Source organism: Clostridium acetobutylicum ATCC 824 (assembly GCF_000008765.1).
GTDB classification, from domain to species: domain Bacteria; phylum Bacillota; class Clostridia; order Clostridiales; family Clostridiaceae; genus Clostridium_S; species Clostridium_S acetobutylicum.
Genome location: NC_003030.1, coordinates 3,717,187 through 3,736,019 on the forward strand (window position 1 = coordinate 3,717,187; position 18,833 = coordinate 3,736,019).

At 30.1% G+C, this 18,833-nt stretch carries 22 protein-coding genes; 3 read left to right on the forward strand and 19 right to left on the reverse strand.

Features of this window, described 5'->3' with window-relative positions; all coding sequences use genetic code 11:
- From CA_RS18075 to CA_RS20285, 6 genes are all read right to left on the reverse strand, one after another.
- Positions 1 to 699, reverse strand: coding sequence for an ABC transporter permease (locus CA_RS18075; protein WP_014519074.1), 699 nt, complete (start codon positions 697 to 699; stop codon positions 1 to 3).
- Positions 674 to 1,618 (reverse strand): ABC transporter ATP-binding protein, encoded by a 945-nt coding sequence (locus CA_RS18080; RefSeq protein ID WP_010966786.1) that lies wholly within the window; start codon positions 1,616 to 1,618, stop codon positions 674 to 676. Before CA_RS18080 ends, CA_RS18075 begins: the two co-directional genes overlap by 26 nt.
- A 437-nt stretch (positions 1,619 to 2,055) precedes the next feature.
- Positions 2,056 to 2,529 (reverse strand): Imm30 family immunity protein, encoded by a 474-nt coding sequence (locus CA_RS18085; RefSeq protein WP_014519075.1) that lies wholly within the window; start codon positions 2,527 to 2,529, stop codon positions 2,056 to 2,058.
- The gene (locus CA_RS18090) at positions 2,504 to 3,709 is read right to left on the reverse strand and encodes a hypothetical protein (RefSeq protein ID WP_242663038.1); all 1,206 of its coding nucleotides are present in this window, start codon (positions 3,707 to 3,709) and stop codon (positions 2,504 to 2,506) included. The genes CA_RS18085 and CA_RS18090 overlap by 26 nt, the downstream gene beginning before the upstream one ends.
- A complete protein-coding gene (locus tag CA_RS20280; protein WP_010966789.1) occupies positions 3,663 to 4,154 on the reverse strand; it encodes a T7SS effector LXG polymorphic toxin in 492 nt (163 codons plus the stop codon). Before CA_RS20280 ends, CA_RS18090 begins: the two co-directional genes overlap by 47 nt.
- Positions 4,151 to 4,336, reverse strand: coding sequence for a hypothetical protein (locus CA_RS20285; RefSeq protein ID WP_014519077.1), 186 nt, complete (start codon positions 4,334 to 4,336; stop codon positions 4,151 to 4,153). Before CA_RS20285 ends, CA_RS20280 begins: the two co-directional genes overlap by 4 nt.
- A 1,048-nt stretch (positions 4,337 to 5,384) precedes the next feature.
- Between CA_RS20285 and CA_RS18105 the strand changes: the two genes are divergently transcribed.
- Complete coding sequence (locus CA_RS18105) at positions 5,385 to 5,498, forward strand: putative holin-like toxin (protein WP_013913626.1); 114 nt, start codon at positions 5,385 to 5,387, stop codon at positions 5,496 to 5,498.
- A 114-nt stretch (positions 5,499 to 5,612) separates the two neighbouring features.
- On the opposite strand, the gene CA_RS18110 is transcribed toward CA_RS18105, so the two are convergent.
- Positions 5,613 to 6,119, reverse strand: coding sequence for an Rrf2 family transcriptional regulator (locus CA_RS18110; RefSeq protein WP_010966791.1), 507 nt, complete (start codon positions 6,117 to 6,119; stop codon positions 5,613 to 5,615).
- 202 nt (positions 6,120 to 6,321) lie between these two features.
- Here CA_RS18110 and CA_RS18115 point away from each other — a divergent pair, with 202 nt between their 5' ends.
- On the forward strand, positions 6,322 to 6,693 hold the full coding sequence (locus CA_RS18115; RefSeq protein WP_010966792.1) for a pyridoxamine 5'-phosphate oxidase family protein: 372 nt from the start codon (positions 6,322 to 6,324) through the stop codon (positions 6,691 to 6,693).
- A 15-nt stretch (positions 6,694 to 6,708) separates the two neighbouring features.
- A complete protein-coding gene (locus tag CA_RS18120; protein ID WP_010966793.1) occupies positions 6,709 to 6,885 on the forward strand; it encodes a 4Fe-4S binding protein in 177 nt (58 codons plus the stop codon).
- Positions 6,886 to 7,393: 508 nt separating this feature from the next.
- On the opposite strand, the gene CA_RS20385 is transcribed toward CA_RS18120, so the two are convergent.
- From CA_RS20385 to CA_RS18180, 12 genes are all read right to left on the reverse strand, one after another.
- A complete protein-coding gene (locus CA_RS20385; protein ID WP_014519078.1) occupies positions 7,394 to 7,960 on the reverse strand; it encodes a DUF4238 domain-containing protein in 567 nt (188 codons plus the stop codon).
- Positions 7,957 to 8,406, reverse strand: coding sequence for a DUF4238 domain-containing protein (locus CA_RS20390; RefSeq protein WP_010966795.1), 450 nt, complete (start codon positions 8,404 to 8,406; stop codon positions 7,957 to 7,959). The genes CA_RS20385 and CA_RS20390 overlap by 4 nt, the downstream gene beginning before the upstream one ends.
- Before the next feature lie 101 nt (positions 8,407 to 8,507).
- Positions 8,508 to 8,762: a hypothetical protein gene (locus tag CA_RS18135; RefSeq protein WP_010966796.1), complete on the reverse strand. Its 255-nt coding sequence runs from the start codon at positions 8,760 to 8,762 to the stop codon at positions 8,508 to 8,510.
- A 239-nt stretch (positions 8,763 to 9,001) separates the two neighbouring features.
- Positions 9,002 to 9,475, reverse strand: a complete 474-nt coding sequence (tnpA, locus tag CA_RS18140) for an IS200/IS605 family transposase (protein WP_010966797.1) — start codon at positions 9,473 to 9,475, stop codon at positions 9,002 to 9,004.
- A gap of 126 nt (positions 9,476 to 9,601) precedes the next feature.
- Entirely contained in the window at positions 9,602 to 9,922 is a 321-nt protein-coding gene (locus CA_RS18145) for a hypothetical protein (protein WP_010966798.1), read from the reverse strand.
- Positions 9,923 to 9,985: 63 nt separating this feature from the next.
- Positions 9,986 to 10,123: a hypothetical protein gene (locus tag CA_RS18150; RefSeq protein ID WP_158306570.1), complete on the reverse strand. Its 138-nt coding sequence runs from the start codon at positions 10,121 to 10,123 to the stop codon at positions 9,986 to 9,988.
- Positions 10,124 to 10,266: 143 nt separating this feature from the next.
- The gene (locus CA_RS18155; RefSeq protein ID WP_010966799.1) at positions 10,267 to 11,982 is read right to left on the reverse strand and encodes an N-6 DNA methylase; all 1,716 of its coding nucleotides are present in this window, start codon (positions 11,980 to 11,982) and stop codon (positions 10,267 to 10,269) included.
- A 132-nt stretch (positions 11,983 to 12,114) separates the two neighbouring features.
- Positions 12,115 to 15,096, reverse strand: coding sequence for an Eco57I restriction-modification methylase domain-containing protein (locus tag CA_RS18160; protein WP_010966800.1), 2,982 nt, complete (start codon positions 15,094 to 15,096; stop codon positions 12,115 to 12,117).
- A 107-nt stretch (positions 15,097 to 15,203) separates the two neighbouring features.
- Entirely contained in the window at positions 15,204 to 15,683 is a 480-nt protein-coding gene (gene rlmH, locus CA_RS18165) for a 23S rRNA (pseudouridine(1915)-N(3))-methyltransferase RlmH (protein WP_010966801.1), read from the reverse strand.
- Between the two features lie 90 nt (positions 15,684 to 15,773).
- A complete protein-coding gene (locus tag CA_RS18170; protein WP_010966802.1) occupies positions 15,774 to 16,274 on the reverse strand; it encodes an SEC-C metal-binding domain-containing protein in 501 nt (166 codons plus the stop codon).
- Between the two features lie 357 nt (positions 16,275 to 16,631).
- Complete coding sequence (locus CA_RS18175) at positions 16,632 to 17,417, reverse strand: MBL fold metallo-hydrolase (RefSeq protein ID WP_010966803.1); 786 nt, start codon at positions 17,415 to 17,417, stop codon at positions 16,632 to 16,634.
- A 32-nt stretch (positions 17,418 to 17,449) separates the two neighbouring features.
- Positions 17,450 to 18,706 carry a UDP-N-acetylglucosamine 1-carboxyvinyltransferase gene (locus tag CA_RS18180; protein ID WP_010966804.1) on the reverse strand — a complete coding sequence of 419 codons (1,257 nt, stop codon included), beginning with the start codon at positions 18,704 to 18,706 and terminating at the stop codon, positions 17,450 to 17,452.
- Positions 18,707 to 18,833: the final 127 nt, after the last annotated feature.

Sequence of the window (18,833 nt, forward strand, 5' to 3'; positions counted from 1 at the left end):
CTATTTTTGGTCAACATAATTCCACCATAATATAGTACCATAAACACCAATAAATACTATAATAGAAATTGTCATTCTGCTGACTAAGCTAATTAGCTGAGGATTATTTAAATATATTCCAGGAATAGACCATGGGATATATGGGCCTACAGACTGTGATCCAAAAACAACAGCCATAATTAGAGCTACAAAAGATATACTAACGGGCGCAAGTACACCACGTACCATGCTGGCGATGAGCGGGAACAAGAAGCTTAGACCTATATTATATAGTGTTGCCATGACCAATCGTTTTACAATGTTTCCAGCCAAAGATACATTGAAATCTGCTAAATTAAAACAATACCCTAGTGAGAAAGTCGCCATGATTGCTATCACAGTTATACCTACAAAGCTCAATTCTAAAGCCAAAAACTTTGCAGTAACTAAAGTTGTACGAGGAATTGGCAAGGATAATAGATCTTTATAAGTTTGATCCTGATATTCCCTTCCAAATACCCAGGTGCTTAAAATACTGAATCCTATAAGACCAATTACAGTTAAATACATAAAAAAAGTACCCTTTAAAAATGCTTCCCAGGTTTTATCCTGCATATGAATGAATATTAAAAAAGTATAAAAGGCCAAAATATAGATTGGTATACGACCTCGCATTATTTTATAAAGCTCTATTTTAATCATTGACCATAGCTGTTTCATAAGTATGCATCTCCTTAATTGTTCTAAGAAAGAATTCTTCTAAGCTTTCCTTTACAGGCTGAAAAATCATAGGATTTAATTTCTGTTGCTCTAATTGATGCAATAAAGCAGAATATTGGTTAATTGGTACACCTGAAACAAGTATTTCCGACTCACTTACTGGAGTACACTGCAAGTGTTTTGTATCAAGGTAATCAGTAAGGTTTTTAACAGACTCCTCCACTTTTATATATAGTTTGGATTGCCTGCATCCTTCAAATTCAAGAAAACTTAATTCCCGCAACAGGCGTCCACTAGCCAGTATTCCGATACGATTCACCAGTTTTTCCATCTCATCGAGTAAATGACTTGAAATAAAAATAGTAGTGCCGTTTTTAGCCATTCTTAATAAAGATTGGCGTACAGCCACAAGACCCTCTGGATCTAGCCCGTTTGTCGGCTCGTCTAGCAAAAGAATCTTTGGTTTATGAATAAGTGCCTTTGCTAATCCAACTTTTTGATTGTTTCCTAAAGAAAGATCTTTTACCTTAACCTGTCGGTATGCATCTAACAAAAGCTGCTGTGATATGTTATCAATTCGTTTCTTAATTTCCGAATTGGGGATGAGTCTTTGCTTTGCATATAATATGAGATTTTCTTCAACCGTAAAGTTTGGATATGCATGTGGTGTTTCAATCAAGTACCCCACCTGATTCCAAAACTCAGAAGGAAGCTTTGAAATTGATTGTCCTGAATAATAAATTTCGCCTGATGTAGGTCGAATCATTTTTAGCAGCATGCGCATTGTTGTTGTCTTTCCAGCACCGTTTAACCCTAAAAAGCCGTATATTTCACCTTCGTTAGCTGTCAGGTTAATATTAAAAGCACTGTTTTTCGAACCATAACTCTTTGTTAAATCTTTAGTTTGAATCATTGACAAATGTAACACCTCACTCTCATGCTGTTCATATAGGGTACTCTGGTACCTTATATGAACAGTATAGCACCAGAATTTCAAATATGCAACACGAATTTATTACTTTACGGCCAAAGGAAACATCTTCTTTATATTTATGCATCACTTTATACTGGCACAAAGTCAGTGCCACTCGTAAAACTTGTGGCTTGCTTTCGCCCTTTTTTCATGCTTTTTTTAACTTACGCAAAAAGGAGTATCGCAAGCTACTTTAAAAGTAGTTTTGCGACACCCTCTTCTATATTGTAATATATATTTATAGTATCTATCTTTTTCAAAAAAATCTATGTCATTTATGATAAGGTTCTCCGCAACTATCTTATCGGCGTCAGTTTCAAAGAATAGGTATTTTCTTATATTCTTTTCGATTTAATTCCATGCTAAAAAATAATGAATCAACATTATAGCTGATTCATTATTAAATCTATTTTTTTCTCATATTTATCTGAATATTTATCTTTAAGTTGATACAATACATCTATTAGTGAACTTAGTTCTTCATCTCCTAGTCTTTTTATCGCAGAAATATATGCATTATTAAATGGCTCATAGTTTAATATCATTCTGTTAATTTGCATAAAGCACCTTTTAGCATTAATAAGTATCTTATCTACATTGCATAATATTTCATATATTCCATCCTCTAATCCACATCTATTTGCTATTGTAAAAATGCATTGTATTACATTATCCATTGCTGATGGAGTTGATGTTGAATCGTCCAATACTTGACATAGTTCCTTAATTACACTGTTATCCCCATTTAATGATATCCTATATACAGCCTCATCAAATACGTCTATATCATCATCTTCCCCTAATAATTTCATCTGCTTTAATATTTTAATATCATTTGCTATCGAATGCAAGCGCATCTCTAGGCATTAAATTTAAGTAAAGTTCTTTTCCTCTTCCTTTAAATCCATAAGTGAAAGTTCTTCTATGTCTGCCTCCTACTCCTGGACTTAATTGTTCTAAATTGAATGCTAAACTATCATCCATATCAATATTAAATTTTTCTTTCATGTAATAATTTGACGGCATATGATGACCTGTTAAATTATCAAATGGTATCTTTTCTAATTCTCCATATTGTGCAAATTCTAACTCTTTTTTTAATAAAGCATCGCTAGTTTGAGCAATCTTACTATTTTTCTTTGCAACGAAATCAGGATACATTTCTTTTAATTCAGATTTTGCTAACTCACCTTTATATTTTATATAATTAACATAATTATGTGCTTCAGGGTTACTTACCACCTCAGCAATCCCATTTTCTTGAGCTTTAACCACTTTAAAAACACTTTTAACTTCTTTACCTCCTGCAACAATTGCTTTACCACCAATTTTTACACCAGTTGCCACTGCACCAAGTACATCAAAACAAGTATTTGCATATTTGCCACTTTCTTCAGCAAAAGTTTTTCCAAAAGTTTTTGCGAAGGTAACTGAAGCAGTCCCAACGTCACTTAATGCGCCTTTTACTTTAGGCAATAGGCTCTTCACATTTTCTACGCTTGAAACAGCTATAGATTTTGAGAACGTACCTACTTTACCCAGTAAACTTTCTGCCTTGCTTGCCTTACTAACCGCAACACCAATATCTTCTCCACCTACAAATAGACTTGCCACCGTTGCAGTTGTTTGTCCTATCGCATAAGCATTTCCACTGCGAACCTGTTTCCACCAATTTCCAAGGCTTACACCAAATTGTGCTCTTACTTGAGGATTTGTCAAGTTTCCAACTATATTAAAACTCCTACCAGTTGTCGCCATCGAGGCATGATTGATAGCACTATTAACTCCACCCGCAATGAGCACAACTCCAAAACCTGTTCCCACTCCTGTCACAACAAGGGCTGTTCCTGCACAAATTTGCAGTCCATCCCAAACTAGTCCGATAAGCCCCTCTTTTTTAGCTTTCTCCTTTGCCTCCTCAGCCATTCGTTTCTGGCTAGCAGTATAGTTCTTACTAATACTCTTCCAATCATCCTGAAATGCTTTCTGATTATTCGGATTTTCTGCATAATTGGCATTGGCTATGAAAGCATCCACAAAATTCTTGCTCATAACCTGGACTATAAGAATATCCACGTGGAACCGAAAGAGTACTCTTTAAGAGCGATTTTGTCTGTACAATCAAATCTTGAACTTGATTAAAGCCTGGGTCTTTCTGTTCATAGGAATTCCAGTTTTCCTTGAGATTGCTCACCGTTTTTTTCATAGCGTCCATCTCTTTTGCAACATTGAAAAGACGGTTACTGCCTGCACCGCCTAGCCAGATAATGTCCTCTGCTTCATCTGAAATAGCTTTTAACTTACTGCCAATAGAAGTAAAATCAGAGCGGTGCGAGCTAAGTTTACGCTCATGAGCGTCAAAATCTTCTTTAACAAGCTTGAAATTCTCGCTACTATCCACTTCCAAATAACCTTTAACATACTTGCCAAGTGCCATTTCATAATTGTTAAGCAGCAATTGGAGGGTTTTAATCAATGTCATATGTATTCGCTAATATAGGCTTTCATTGAATCAGCTGCATTACCTTTTATGGCATTAGTTTGGGTTAATTGAGTCAGTGCCTGAGTCAATTCATCAAGGGGTTGCATCCGATTTTTAATTCCTGCTGCAATCCGGATGGAAAGGTCAGTCAGTTGCTCATAATAGAGTTCAGAGTCACTCATCATTTTGCCTCCTTATCCATAATTTTATCAACACTCATTATCTCAGTTTTATGTTCGTCAGTATCAATTTCCACTTTTCTCCCATATCTCTCCTCCTAGAAACTTGTAATGACCAGAGTTTCTGCCTTCTCCAACTTTTCACCATCATAAAACATTTTAGAATATTCAATATAAGATGGACTTGTCCCTAAAGTTCCAACTTCACTCTTAAACAAAGTTATGTCCTCACTAATTATAATATTTTTATATATAAATTAAGGTATGTGATATTTAAATCATTTACTTATTAACTTAATTTCCAATTTATATACTCTTTACTATAATTATATACTTTTTACTATAATTATATTATTTTCAAGGCTGTTTTTCAATAACTTTTAAGTATAATTTAATTTGTTATTTAACTTTATTTTAATTATATAAAATAAATATATCTTTGTGTCAAAAATATTATATATAAGATTATACCCTCCAAAATCTGAACCTACTTTACTTTCAGTTCTTTTAATCATTTCTTCTGGTTTTAACAATATCATTTTTATTAACTACTAGCTTAAATCTATATAATAATTATTATAAGCATATTTTTATATTTACAGGATTTATCATTAACCTTCTTCTTAAAATAAAAGAAGGAGAACCTCCTTCGTCTGGACTTGCTTCTCCTCCATTAGATACATTATTAAATTATCATTGATGTTAAGCTCTATTGATTCTATATCCCTAACTTTATTTATAGTTATTTTTGATATTAACATATGCAGTAGTCTTTTTTGTTGTTCTCTTGTCGTTAGCTTAGATACCCTCTTATGAAAACTTCAAGGTATGCTCTTTACAAACTCATATGAAGCTTCTTGTACACCACCCTCCAAAATATTGACTTTTAGCTAATTTGCATCTTTACTTAATAATCCTACTGCTTATGCTTTTACCTTTACTTTCTATAGTAACCTTTAATTTATTGTGTTGTAATTTCGATGTATAATTTAATAGTTCTTTGTGGGCTACTGGTATCACTTACCTCTTCGTAAGAATGGAGGTGATACATATGAGTAACGATACTTTAATGTTACTATTTCAGGCAGGATTATTTTTAATAGCACTATTAACATTTATAGTGTTACTTATAGAAAAAATTTTAAATTTCAAAGATAATTTTTAGATTTAAAGTTTTACAATATCTAAAGGTGTAAATAGCACTTACTTATGATACGGTTCTCCGTACAATATATACCGTAGACTTTTACTAATTTACCATTACTTTAAAAGCTTATACTTACCTTGACTTAGCATTATTAAACCATTCGATTGTTGCTTTCTCCATATCTTTCGGAAGTATCTTATTATATACCTCATTATATAACCATGCAAGGGTCTTATTTCTTAGGTATTTTCTCATTTCATCTTCTGCCTCTACCATTACAACTTTTATTAAACAAGGACATTTGGTATGTGTATCTGGTAAATTATTCTTATCTAATAATATATTATTTTGTCTAATTTCTGCACATTGAAAAAATGATTCACTTCCCTCTAATGCTTCAACAACATCCCAAAATGTTATCTCTTCGGCACTACGAGCTAATGCATAACCACCTTTTACACCTGGTATAGATTTTATTATCCCCGACTTACTTAATTTTGCATATACTTTTGATAAATAAGTTTCTGATATGCCTTGAAATGTTGCTAAATCCCTTATTCCCACAGATTTACCTTCTTCTGCGTTTACCATATATAATAAGCAATGTAATGCATATTCAACTCCAACTGAAAATTTCATTTTATTCATGCTCCTTTAATATATTATAGTCTTTTATTAATGATAGCCTATTATTAATTCTCATTCAAGATACTTATATAGCATCAAATAAATACTTTTTTACAAAATATTTTATTGACAAAAATAAAAAAACATCATATTATAATTATAGACAATCTGTATCGACGATTAAATTTATCCATAATTCGAGGAGGAATATAAAATGTTTACAGAAAAATTTTTTGAGGTATTAAATCATGAAGGAGTAGTTTCTATTGTAACTTGTTCAAATAATGAAGCTCATGTCTCTAATACATGGAACAGCTATTTAGTTATTGTAGAAGGAAATAAAATTCTAATTCCTGCCGCTGCTATGCTTAAGACAGAGGATAATGTAAATGCTAATCCTAAAGTTAAGTTAACGATCGGTAGTAAAGAAGTAATGGGCAATAACTATATGGGAACTGGATTTTTACTTGAAGGAACTGCTAAGTTTTTGAAAGATGGAGATCACTTTAAGATGATGAGAGAAAAATACTCATTCCTAACAAGAGTATTAGAAGTTACAGTTACTTCTTGTAAGCAAACACTTTAATCAAAGGAGAAAACTATGCCTAGAAGAATTAATAAATTAGATTGTGTTGGGTGTGGAACTTGCCAAAGAGTATGTATTGTTGGGTGTATAACACAAGAAAAAGATAGAAAAAGATTAATCAATGAATCTGCATGCGTTGACTGTGGAGCTTGCCAATACGCTTGCCCTAAGAAATGCATATCCGAACATTAACTTAAAAAGGTAGATTAGATATAGAGTTAACAGAAAAAATAATATCTCCTAAGAGATGTTTTTATTCAATAAAAAAATAGTGCTATCCTTACTATCTAAAGTACTTATTGTTTCAACTAGAAATTAAATTTTCTGAAATAGTTTTTAAGTACTAAAGTTTGTTAGAAAAGTTTATAACTCTACTCCTAACAATTGCAAAAAATAAATAATTAAATTAAGTTGAAGGAGATGACGCAACACTTTTATATAAATAGTTTGTGCATCTCCTCTTTGATATCGTAAAATAATCTATTTCAACCATTATGCTTTTCATTCTTCATTCCAAGTTTTGCTTATTTGTTATGCTATTTTCGTATGAATACCCATTACACTCTAAGGGTCTTATACGACTTTAAAGATTATTTTTCCTTATAAAGCTAGTCATACTAAGGGTTACAAAAAAAGCCTACGTTACTTGTGATACGGTTCTCCGTAACAGTAGCAAGTGATAACCTTTTATAATTTAATATCAATAAAATTTCATTTTGTTATTATTAGTTATCACTTTTTCGATGCTATTATCATATATAATTTTATTAATCTTAGTAACATCCTTACTTGAAATTCTTTCTATATAATACTTTTCTTCATGGTTTTTATTTATTCCAACAGTCATTACTATATCAGGGGATATTGACATAATGTGTACTAGCTTTCCATCTACATTATTACAAATAAAACTGGGATTGTCACTTGTGATAAATTTATTATTACCAGTAGCAATGTAAAACTTTATAGACATTATTTTGATATACATTTTAGCCATATAATATATAATACCAGTATCATTTAAAAACTCACGATATTTCCTAAGTAAAATGGAATGTTCCATTTCTTGTGATGCGGTAGTTAAATAATTTTTTTGTCTCTCTTCAACAGGAATGTTAATCTTGTCCAATCCAATAATATCTGAAATCCACTTATATACCGATTTAAATGCATTATTCGTATGAAATCCACGCCAATTAAAAGCTATCAATGACTTTATTATTAATCCTTTATAAAATTCGTCAATTTTATCTCCTTGGCTATTCAATATTCAATGTTTTCACGAACAATATTCCATTTATCCTCATATTTTTCAGACCATAGTTGTTCTATATCTAATATTTTCACTTTATCTATTTTAGCTCTTAATATATTTTTATTTTTTCGTGAAATATCTATGTTATTGCTCTTAATAACCCATTCAGCAAATTTACAATAATACTTATTATATTCCATAAGATTAGTTAAAAGTCGCCCTTCATAGTAAATCTCATATCCATCTAAACATTTATAAATTTTCTTCAAATCTTCCTCTTCACATATAGGCATTCCAGCTACAATAGAATGAAATTGAGTAATACCAAAATTTTTTTTGATATTTTTGCCTTCAAAAATTCTATTCTTAGTATCAAATACATAAATACTATCTTTGTTATAACACCATGCCTTCAAATATGTTCGTGGAATCAAATGGTGGTATTTTTGATTAGTCATATTGTCCTCCCTTATGCCTTATATTATATAAACCTACATATGTTCCTAACAAAATGATGTTTTCCATATATAGTCCTCAACAAACAATACTTTCTAACACACTATAGCGTTTCTATATCTTTTATGTAGCTTACTCCTACATTAATTACTTCTTCACTATCAAGTAAAATACATATACTATCATCTTCTTCTAAATCTTTACCTAACTCTATGAATGATAGTTTCCCAATAAATATATTGCCATTGCTGTCAGTAACCTTAATACGGTCTCCTAACTCAATATACATATCAACTCCACTCATATTACCTTCTTTTGTAACTTTTATACACGGAATAATATTTGTAAGTACCATCATTATCTCTCCCCTACGTTTTATATTATTACCAAATTATATCATAATTCTATTATTTAGTTTAGATGTTTATTTTTATATTCACAGCATTTATCATCAACCTTCTTCTTAAAATAAAATCATAACTACCCGTAAAACGGGTAGTTTGCTCTAGCCCTATAATGGCATGTTACTGGCAGTGCTACTCGCACACTGAACGGTCTGCCAACCGCATGCCTTTACAGGCTGCACCTAAAAGGTGCTTATTTTTTGCCTTTTTTTACTGTCTCACCCGTAAACGGGTCAATATACTCTTTCAAACTTATCTGTTCATATGCCAAATCTTCTTGTATCTGATTTTTTATATATTCTTCTATGACCTTTTTGTTCCTTCCTACAGTATCAACATAGTATCCTTTACACCAAAATTGCCTATTACCATATTTATATTTTAAATTTGCATGTCTATCAAAAATCATCAGTGAACTTTTCCCTTTTAAATATCCCATAAACTGTGACACACTTAATTTAGGTGGTATGCTTACAATCATATGTATATGATCTTTACATGCATTAGCCTCAATAATTTCTACACCTTTTTGCTCACATAATTTTCTCAATATTATTCCTATATCAGCTTTTATCTTTCCATATATTATTTGTCTTCTATACTTTGGTGCAAATACTATATGATATTTACAATTCCACTTGCTATGTGCTAAACTACTATTGTCCACTTTGGACACACCTCCAATATATTTTAGTTGTGGTTGGCAAACCCACTTCTATTTTATATTGGAGTTTTTCTTTTTTCTACTCATAGCTATAAGCTTTCCGGAACCACAGGTAAAACCTGTGGTATTCTAGATACAAGAAGGAGAACCGCCTCCATCTGGACTTGGTTCTCCCCCATTATTTAAGTACATTATTAAATTATCATTTATGTTAAGCTCTATTGATTCTATATCCCTAACTTTATTTATAGTTATTTTTGATATTAACATATGCAATAGTCTTTTTTGTTGTTCCCTTGTCGTTAGCTCGGATAACATCTTATCAAAACTTGAAAGTATGCTCTTTACAAACTCATATGAAACCTCTTGTACACTATCATCCAAGATATTACCTTTTAGGTCATTTGTCTCTTGCTGTAACATTTCTTCTCTAGTTTTTATATCTTCCATTCTCTCCGAAAAATCTTTTTTATTGATTATTGAATCCTCATAGGCTTCAAATATTTTTTCTTCTTAACTTCTATCTTTTCTAACTCTTTCTAGTTTCTCCTTTGATGGTTCTACCATAGCTTTTCTAGTTGAATTTATATTTGCTACTATATCTTTAATGAGCTTATCATTATTTAAAAACTTTGATAACTTCTTAAACACATAGTCATTAGCTTTATTGACATTGATTGAATTGCTATGACAAACTGCTGTACCTTATATATCCTCCTTAAATACAAAATAGGTTTCTATATATACTTTATCAATATTTTATATGAAACCTACTTTATAATATATATTTATTTTTATCTTCTATTCAGTCTTCTCCTTTGTAGGGTTAACCATATATTTCTAAATTCTCTAACCACATTTTCATCTACACCCATTATTTCAACTAATATTATTTCATCAATTTCATCCACTATTCCCAGTATGTTATCATTACTCCTAATATATCCATCTATTCTGTTAAGTAAATTACTTACTGTTGCATCATCAATTAATTCTCTATTTCTTAAATCTGGCATAATAATTCTTCCAACTTCTCTTGGTAATATTTCTAATACCCCTCCACCATAACTCCTCCCCTCAATTTCAGTGAATGCTAATGCAATACTATTATAATAAGAAAGAAGAATTCTTTCCCTATCATCATGATTATTAAATCTAACCCTATGCATTGTATCTGTACTAACAGCATTAACTTCTTGACTATTCAATACAAATTTAGGATACAAGTGATTTCTCCTTAAGAAAAATGCATCTGGAACCCAAATCGATGGAACTTTATACCACCTATCCCTTATCCTGCATTTATATCCTGAATTTTTATCATTATGTATCCCATACTCAATATACTGTTTATATGACAACTGATACTCATCATATGGTACGTCAGGGAAATCTATTAGATATGTTTTTGCTCCATTTTCAATATTACTTTTCCAATCTTCATAAGTAAATTTTACTCCGTTAATATTAACGCTCCTAGCAATTAATGGTCTACATACTCTTTCTAAATCATATTCTTCTACAACTCTCCTATTCACACAGAAGTAATCATTATTTCCAGTAGTAATTCCAACTTCAACTCTTGCCACATCACTAAATCTTACAAATTTATCGTTTTCTCTAATATTATTAATTAATCTTATATCATTTGCTGATAGAAAATATTTAGTCCATTTAGATTCATTTATTTCTACATCATTAAATGGATATTCATCTAAATCATTACTTTCTGTTAATTCATTTATATCTTGATATTCTACAATTCTAAGTTGATGCTCTCGTGTATGCAATATCTCTTTTTCTACTAACAATAAAACTACTTCTTGTTGAACATTAGGAAATACTAACTCTCTAAACGTTACAATAGTAATGCGCTGAAATGTTCTCATAATAAATCTTCTTAAATCTTCTGCATAAGCTACTTGAAGTAATTCTGCTGGAATAACCAGCCCCATTTTCCCATTGCCATCTAATATTTCTGCACAAGCTACCACAAAGGAAACCCATGCATTAATTAACTTATTAGGTCTCATATTATTCCTTATTAAAATCTTGCTTTGTTCTTCTCTTTGTTGCTCCGATAAATACTGATATCTAATATATGGTGGGTTTCCAACTATAGCCTGAAATCTTTGCCCTTGTAATTCTTGTTCGTACACTTTATAAAAATCATCATTTATTATTACTATACCGTTATTAACTATATCTCCATCATTTCTTAACGCTCTTTGATAATCATAACAATTATTAAATCTTAGGCTATTATCAATTTGCATACTTGCTTCGAATGATACATCTTCATCTATTTCTATTGCTGTAATATTACGACCATCTTCTAGTCTTCTCTCACCTAAACATTCTAGAAATACACCATTTCCACAACTAGGTTCTAGAATTTTATTAATATTATTATCCTGTATTACCCAATCTATAATATAACTTGCTAAATCTTTTGGTGTAAAATATCTTCCTGTCAATCTCTCCTCTGTTGCATCTTTCCTTAATAACATTTTTTATCACCTTTTCTTTTAAGATAAGTTTCTTAAATCTATATTATTTTATCATATTTAATAAAATTTTTATATTTTTTAAAATAATAAAGGATATCAAATCATGTGATATCCTTTATCATTTAATAATTTCTACAAATTATATATATCTGTTACCAATGCCTCAGCATTATTAACTAAATACTTCTTTTCATCTAACAATACTTGCCTTGATGCCTTTGATAAATTACTTTTTAAAGACTTATTAATTTCATGAATTCTTTTAACATTTGTTACAATATCATTATATAATTTAATCTGATATTCATCATTAAAATTAATATTCTTTAATGGAAATCTTTCTAAAATATTTGTTCCTCTTGAATAAAAATCATTTTCAAAATCACTGCCAATTATGGATAACAACTTTTCAGCAAACGGATGAGTTAAATATGCTTGAATAAATTCTAATTGATAGTTACTTTTCTCTTTCTCAGATATTGCACAATATCCAGCAGTCCCCCCTGATGCAATTACAAAATCATTGTCATCATATAAATACATTGCTTTTTTACTTAAAACACCAACAATAAGTTTTACTTTATTATTAAATGCTGTTAATGCTTGGTCTCTTCCGTATTGATACCATGTTTCTTCCGTTGCAAGCGGAACATCTCTTCGCTTACCGCCAATTTGTTTTGGCTCCAACTCTAAATAATTATCCATTAAATAGCGTAAAGTATTAGGATATTCAGTTTCCATTGTATTCAAGTCATATAATTTTCCTTCATGATTATATGGAAAAATTATAAATTTATTAGTATCAAATATATCATAACTACCTAGATTCTTTTCTTTCTTTAATACTGGCTTAAAATATTTCTTTAATATATTTTTTTCTATTATATATTGTTTATCTTTTTTCTTAATCTTAAAATATAACTCAGATTCTTCTAATATTTCTTTGTCACTAAACCAATAAATTGGAGGTCTTTCAGCACTTGTCTGTATACCATTAAATAATTCAACTTCTTTTCCCATTTTTACTGAATTTCTATACATTTTTTTTACTAAGCTCATATCATCTTTATTAGCTACTAATGCCCATGGAAGATTTCCTAGTACACTACTTTCAACTTTTACTTTTTTTGATTCTAAATTAGAAAACCATTTAGAGATATTATCTACTTCAATAAATTTAAACTCCCTTTGTCTTGCTTTTTTAAGAATTAATATTGAACTATATATAGTTTTATTTCTATACTTAAATAATTGTAATGAACCAAAATCAATGTATTCTTCTACGTATTCATTCTTTGAAAGCATCTCTCTTAATGATTCTCCGGATTTAATTTTAGAAAATTTATTAGGTATTATACAACCTATAATTCCATTTGCTTTTACTTTTTCTATCGCTCTTTCTACAAATATAAAGTATTTATCAAATTGTCCTTTAGATGTATTGTATTTACTCTTATATGCTTTTACTTCTTTTTTATTTAATAGATTTATCATATCTTCTGTAGAAACATATGGTGGATTTCCCAATATTACATCAAATAATTCACCATTATTTATGTTTTCCCAATCGAATGGTACTATCTCATTTTTATCTAACTGAGTTAATTTAGAATAACTTATTTTCCCGAAATCAATCAATGAATTTCCATACCTTATATTATTTCCTAAATCAGGCAGAATTTTTTGTTTATCCCTTAATGAAGGCTCTGTTTCTGATTCAAGCAATTTTAATATTAAATTAAATTTTGCAACTTCAACAGCATGAACATCTATATCTATTCCCCAAATACATTTTTCTAGTATCTCTTTTTTTTCATCGAATGATAATTTATAATTACCATTTCCAATGCTCATTAAATGTTTTATATCATTTTTTATATACCACTCTGTTATATATTTTATTATCCAATCATATACTTCTATTAAAAATATTCCAGAACCGCAAGCAATATCAGCTATTCTAAGTTTAAGTATCTCACTAGGTTTTTTATTTCTACAACATTCTTCTAATACTCTATTTACAATATACTTTACTATTTCTAGTGGTGTTGTAACCACATCTCTATGTAAGCTTTTGTCTTTTTTTTGTAATACTACTTGTCCATCCTGAATCACTAATTGTTCAGCTAAAAACAATTCATATATCTCACCTAATATATTAGGTTGAATAAAATTAAATGCATAAGGACTTTTAGGATAATATAACTCTTCAATAGTATTTCTTATTACATCATTATTCAAATCAAATAATATATTTTCATCTCTAAACAATCTTGAATTATACTTTTTATCTGCCTCTCTAAAAAGCTTATCCATTTCTTTAATAAATTCTTTTTCTTCCAATATTTCTTTAAGCTTATGGTAAGTTGGAAGCCTTCTATCTTCACATATTCTCAAAAATATAATCTGATTTATAAATTCTTGTACATAATCATTTATTATTTCTATTTCATATCCTCTTGTTTTATATAATAAATTTCCTATACTTAATCTCCATCTATTTATACTATTTAAAAAATATTCATCTACTGGCAATTGTAATCCTTTATCATATACTTGAAGTCCATATGTATCTAATATAAATTCAAAAGTACCATTATAAACAGATTCCTTTGAAATTAATTCATAAATTTCTTTTATATTATTAACATATTCCTTATAATTATAAATCTTTATTGCCGCAACATTAGAATCATCACCCTCTTTAGGCGGTATGCTTGTATCATATATAATTAAATATTCAAAATTAGTTAAAACTGATATTCTTAAATTTGAATTCCAACCATAGCTTCTTGCCTGAATAGAAGATTTACTATGCTTTTCTACTTCAACAGAAGGTTTTTTAGCTTCAACATGAAACTTTTGAATTCCATTTAAAGTCATCGTATAGTCTGGTCTTCCAGTTTCAGCTTGATAATTTTCAGTTATTACTTCTCTATACTGCGGAGATTTACATTGTTCATTACTAATATCCCAACCTAATATTTTGAAAAATTCATCTATAAATTCAAGCCTACAATTATTCTCATTATACTTATTAGCATCCTTATAGTACACATAATCCTTTTCAAATTTGTCAACCAATTTTTTCAAAGCTATTTTAATATCATTCATTATAACCCCTCCATAAATAGATTATAAATGAATTCTATTAAAATTAACACTGTAAATATTTTATTATTATATAAGATTACTCATTCCAAATATAGTTAAAACCTCATTTACTTATGGTACGGTTCACCCCTACTAATCCTAAAAGCTCTATAAACCTGCTCCAAAAGCATAACCCTAAAAAGCTGATGTGGAAAAGTCATCTTTGAAAAACACAGCTTATAATTAGCTCTAGCTAAAACTGCATCTGAAAGCCCAAGAGAACCTCCTATAACAAAATCAATACTGCTATTTCCTCTTACTCCTAAGTCATCAATAAAAGCAGAGAACTCTTCTGAAGAAAACATCTTTCCTTTTAAATCCATTGAAACTACATATGAGTTATCTTTTATAGAAGAAAGTATTTTCTCCCCCTCTTTTTCTTTAATAAGCTTTTCTTCCTTTAGGGATGCTTTCTCTGGAGTTTTTTCGTCTTGAAGCTCAATTATGTTTAGTTTGCAATACTTTTGAAGCCTCTTTGCATATTCATTTACTGCATCCTTTAAATACTTTTCTTTAAGTTTTCCAACAGTTATAAGTGTTATATTCATTTTTAGCTCCTTAATTTGTATGCCCAAAAAGTGATAGACCGCTTAATCTATCACTTTTTGAATATGTTCTTATTAATATAGTTTTATGTACTAGTTTTTTCCACAACAATTCTTATATTTCTTTCCGCTTCCACATGGACATGGGTCATTTCTTCCCACTTTATTTTTATTTACATATGTTTTTGAGTTCTTCCAGTTGTCCCTAATTTCTTTTCTCTTTTCCTTTGAGAAGATTCCTTCCCACTGAGGAAGATCATATAAATATTCAGCCTTTGCTTCTAACATATTAAAATATAATTTCTCATAGTCAATTTCGAATTTTATATCTGAAGTTACCTCTAATTTTTCAAGATCTAAAGGTTCTTTTATACTTTCATTTATTCCATCAAGAAATCCCATAAAAAATATTGAATCAGATCCATATTCAGAAGCTAGGTTCTCAATAGTTCCTTCAACTACTTTCTTATGACTTGCAAGAAGCTTTTTATAAATATTTCCTTCAACTTCGCCGTAGTCCTTCCAGAAAGCTGCTTCTCCTTTATGTTTTACATAATCTACAACTCTATCTGTCCAATCTTTGTATAAACTCATAATTAATTCTCCTTTTGACTTAATATTAATCTTATTATAATAACAATCCCAAACCTTTTCAATTTACATACAAACCAAAATTTATCACTTTTTACTTATTTCTGGTTATTTGGTCAGCTTTTTTAAATATCTTACACACTTCGTATTGATAGGTTTGAATACGTCCTATTTTCCATTGAAAACGCTAATATATATAACTAATGAAATAATAACATCCTTATTTATAAAATCTTTGGACTATAAAATAACCCTAGGGACTTTTATAAATGACAATGTGTAAATATTCCTAAATTACATATCACGTATATTTATTACTATTTTTTATGGTAAATAGCAATAAATATTAAAGAACTATAATTAAAACTCGATATAATTACTAGGCATATCACGCTTAGCCATGCTAATAGAAATATCTCCATCTATTTCTATCCCGTTTTGAACTAATTCATTAACAACTGTCTTGTATGCTAATTCAGGATAATTATTGGTTCTACTTAAATGTCCTAAGATAATTTTTTTCTTGCCCTTTTTTGCTATATCAACTATAGCTTTACCGCAATCCTCATTTGATAAATGACCAACCTCACTTAAAATTCTTCTTTTTAAGGGGTATGGATACGGTCCAAATTTCAACATTTCTACATCGTGATTACTCTCGAGAAGAATCACATCCGCATCGCTTATTTTACTTTTCACTTCGTCCGCAAAGTGTCCTAAATCCGTTGCAACACATGCTGATTTATTTCCACTTAAAATCTTATATCCACATGGTGATGCAGCATCATGGGGTATTTTGTAATTCAAAATATTCATATCTTTTATTTCTATGTAGTCTTGAGTAATTATCTTTATATTGTCATCTTTTATTTTTCCTATGCTGTTCATCATGGCTTTCCAAGTAAGCTCATTTGCATATATAGGTATATTATACTTTCTAGATAATACACCAACACCTTTTATATGATCCGAATGCTCATGAGTTACAAAAATGCCGTCTATTTCATTAGGATCTTCTTTTATTTCCTTTAAGGCTTTCTCGATGGTCTTTCCTGAAAGTCCTGCATCTATAAGTACCTTTGAATTATCTGAAGCAACAAATATACTATTTCCGCTACTTCCACTGTAAAGCGAACAAAATTTCATAATTATCCTCAACCTTAGACAATGATTGTCCCTTATATTTTTTCTCTTCTTATATTTGCTCCGAGTTCTTTAAACTTATCCTCTATATGAGGGTATCCTCTATCTATATGCTCTATGCATGATATTTCACTTACACCTTCAGCCGCTAATGCAGCAATTACCATAGCAGCTCCTGCTCTTAAATCAGTAGCTTTAACATTAGCACCTGTAAGTTTTTCAACTCCATCTATTATAGCAACTGTTCCTTCAACCTTTATGTTAGCTCCCATTTTCTTAAGCTCGTCAACATGTTTAAGCCTGCTTTCCCATATGCTTTCGTTAACTATACTTCTACCCTGTGAAATAGAAAGTAGTGTACTCATAGGCTGCTGTGCATCCGTTGGAAATCCTGGATAAGGAAGAGTTTTTATGTTAACTCCTTTAAGATTCTTATGCGACTCTATAGTTACATAATCATCTCCCTCTTTTATGTCAGCTCCCATTTCTATTAATTTTGCTGAAATTGATTCTAGATGCTTTGGTATAACATTTTTAATAGTTACACATCCACCACAGGCTGCTGTTGCTATCATATATGTAGCAGCTTCAATTTGATCAGGTATAACACTATAATTACAGCCTTTAAGCTTTTCAACTCCTGCTATTCTTATAACATCAGTTCCTGCTCCCTTTATATTTGCTCCCATGCTGTTAAGAAAATTTGCAACATCAACTATATGGGGTTCTTTTGCTGCATTTTCAAGAACAGTAGTTCCCTCAGCAAAAACAGATGCAAGCATCAAATTAATAGTCGCACCAACGCTCACTACATCAAAATATATATTTGTGCCTATAAGCTTATCTGCTTGAGCCTCAACGGTTCCATGACTTATTTTTACAGTTGCTCCAAGAGCTTCAAAACCCTTTATATGCTGATCTATAGGTCTTACCCCTATAGGACAGCCTCCTGGAAGTTCCACCTTTGCTTTTCCAAATCTACCAAGTAATGCTCCTATAAGATAATATGACGCTCTCATTTTACTACCATCTTCAGTATCTGCATTTACACTTGTAAGATTTGTACTATCTATTTCAACGGTATTTTGTACTCTTTTTACTTTGCATCCTAAACTAGTTATTATTCTTTCAAGACGTTGAATGTCCTGAATATCTGGTATGTTATCAATAACACTGATTCCTTCACTTGCCATTATTGCTGCTGGAAGTATGGCTACTGCAGCATTTTTAGCTCCTCCGATTTCAACACTTCCAAAAAGAGGATTGCCTCCATTAACAACTAACTTGTCCATTACAATATCCATCCTTATTAATTTTTTTATCTATGTAAACTTTTCGTTAAATTCTTTACGCATAATCACAAAATATATTATATCATACTTGAATAATATTTTAAAACATTATATATATTTTTTATTA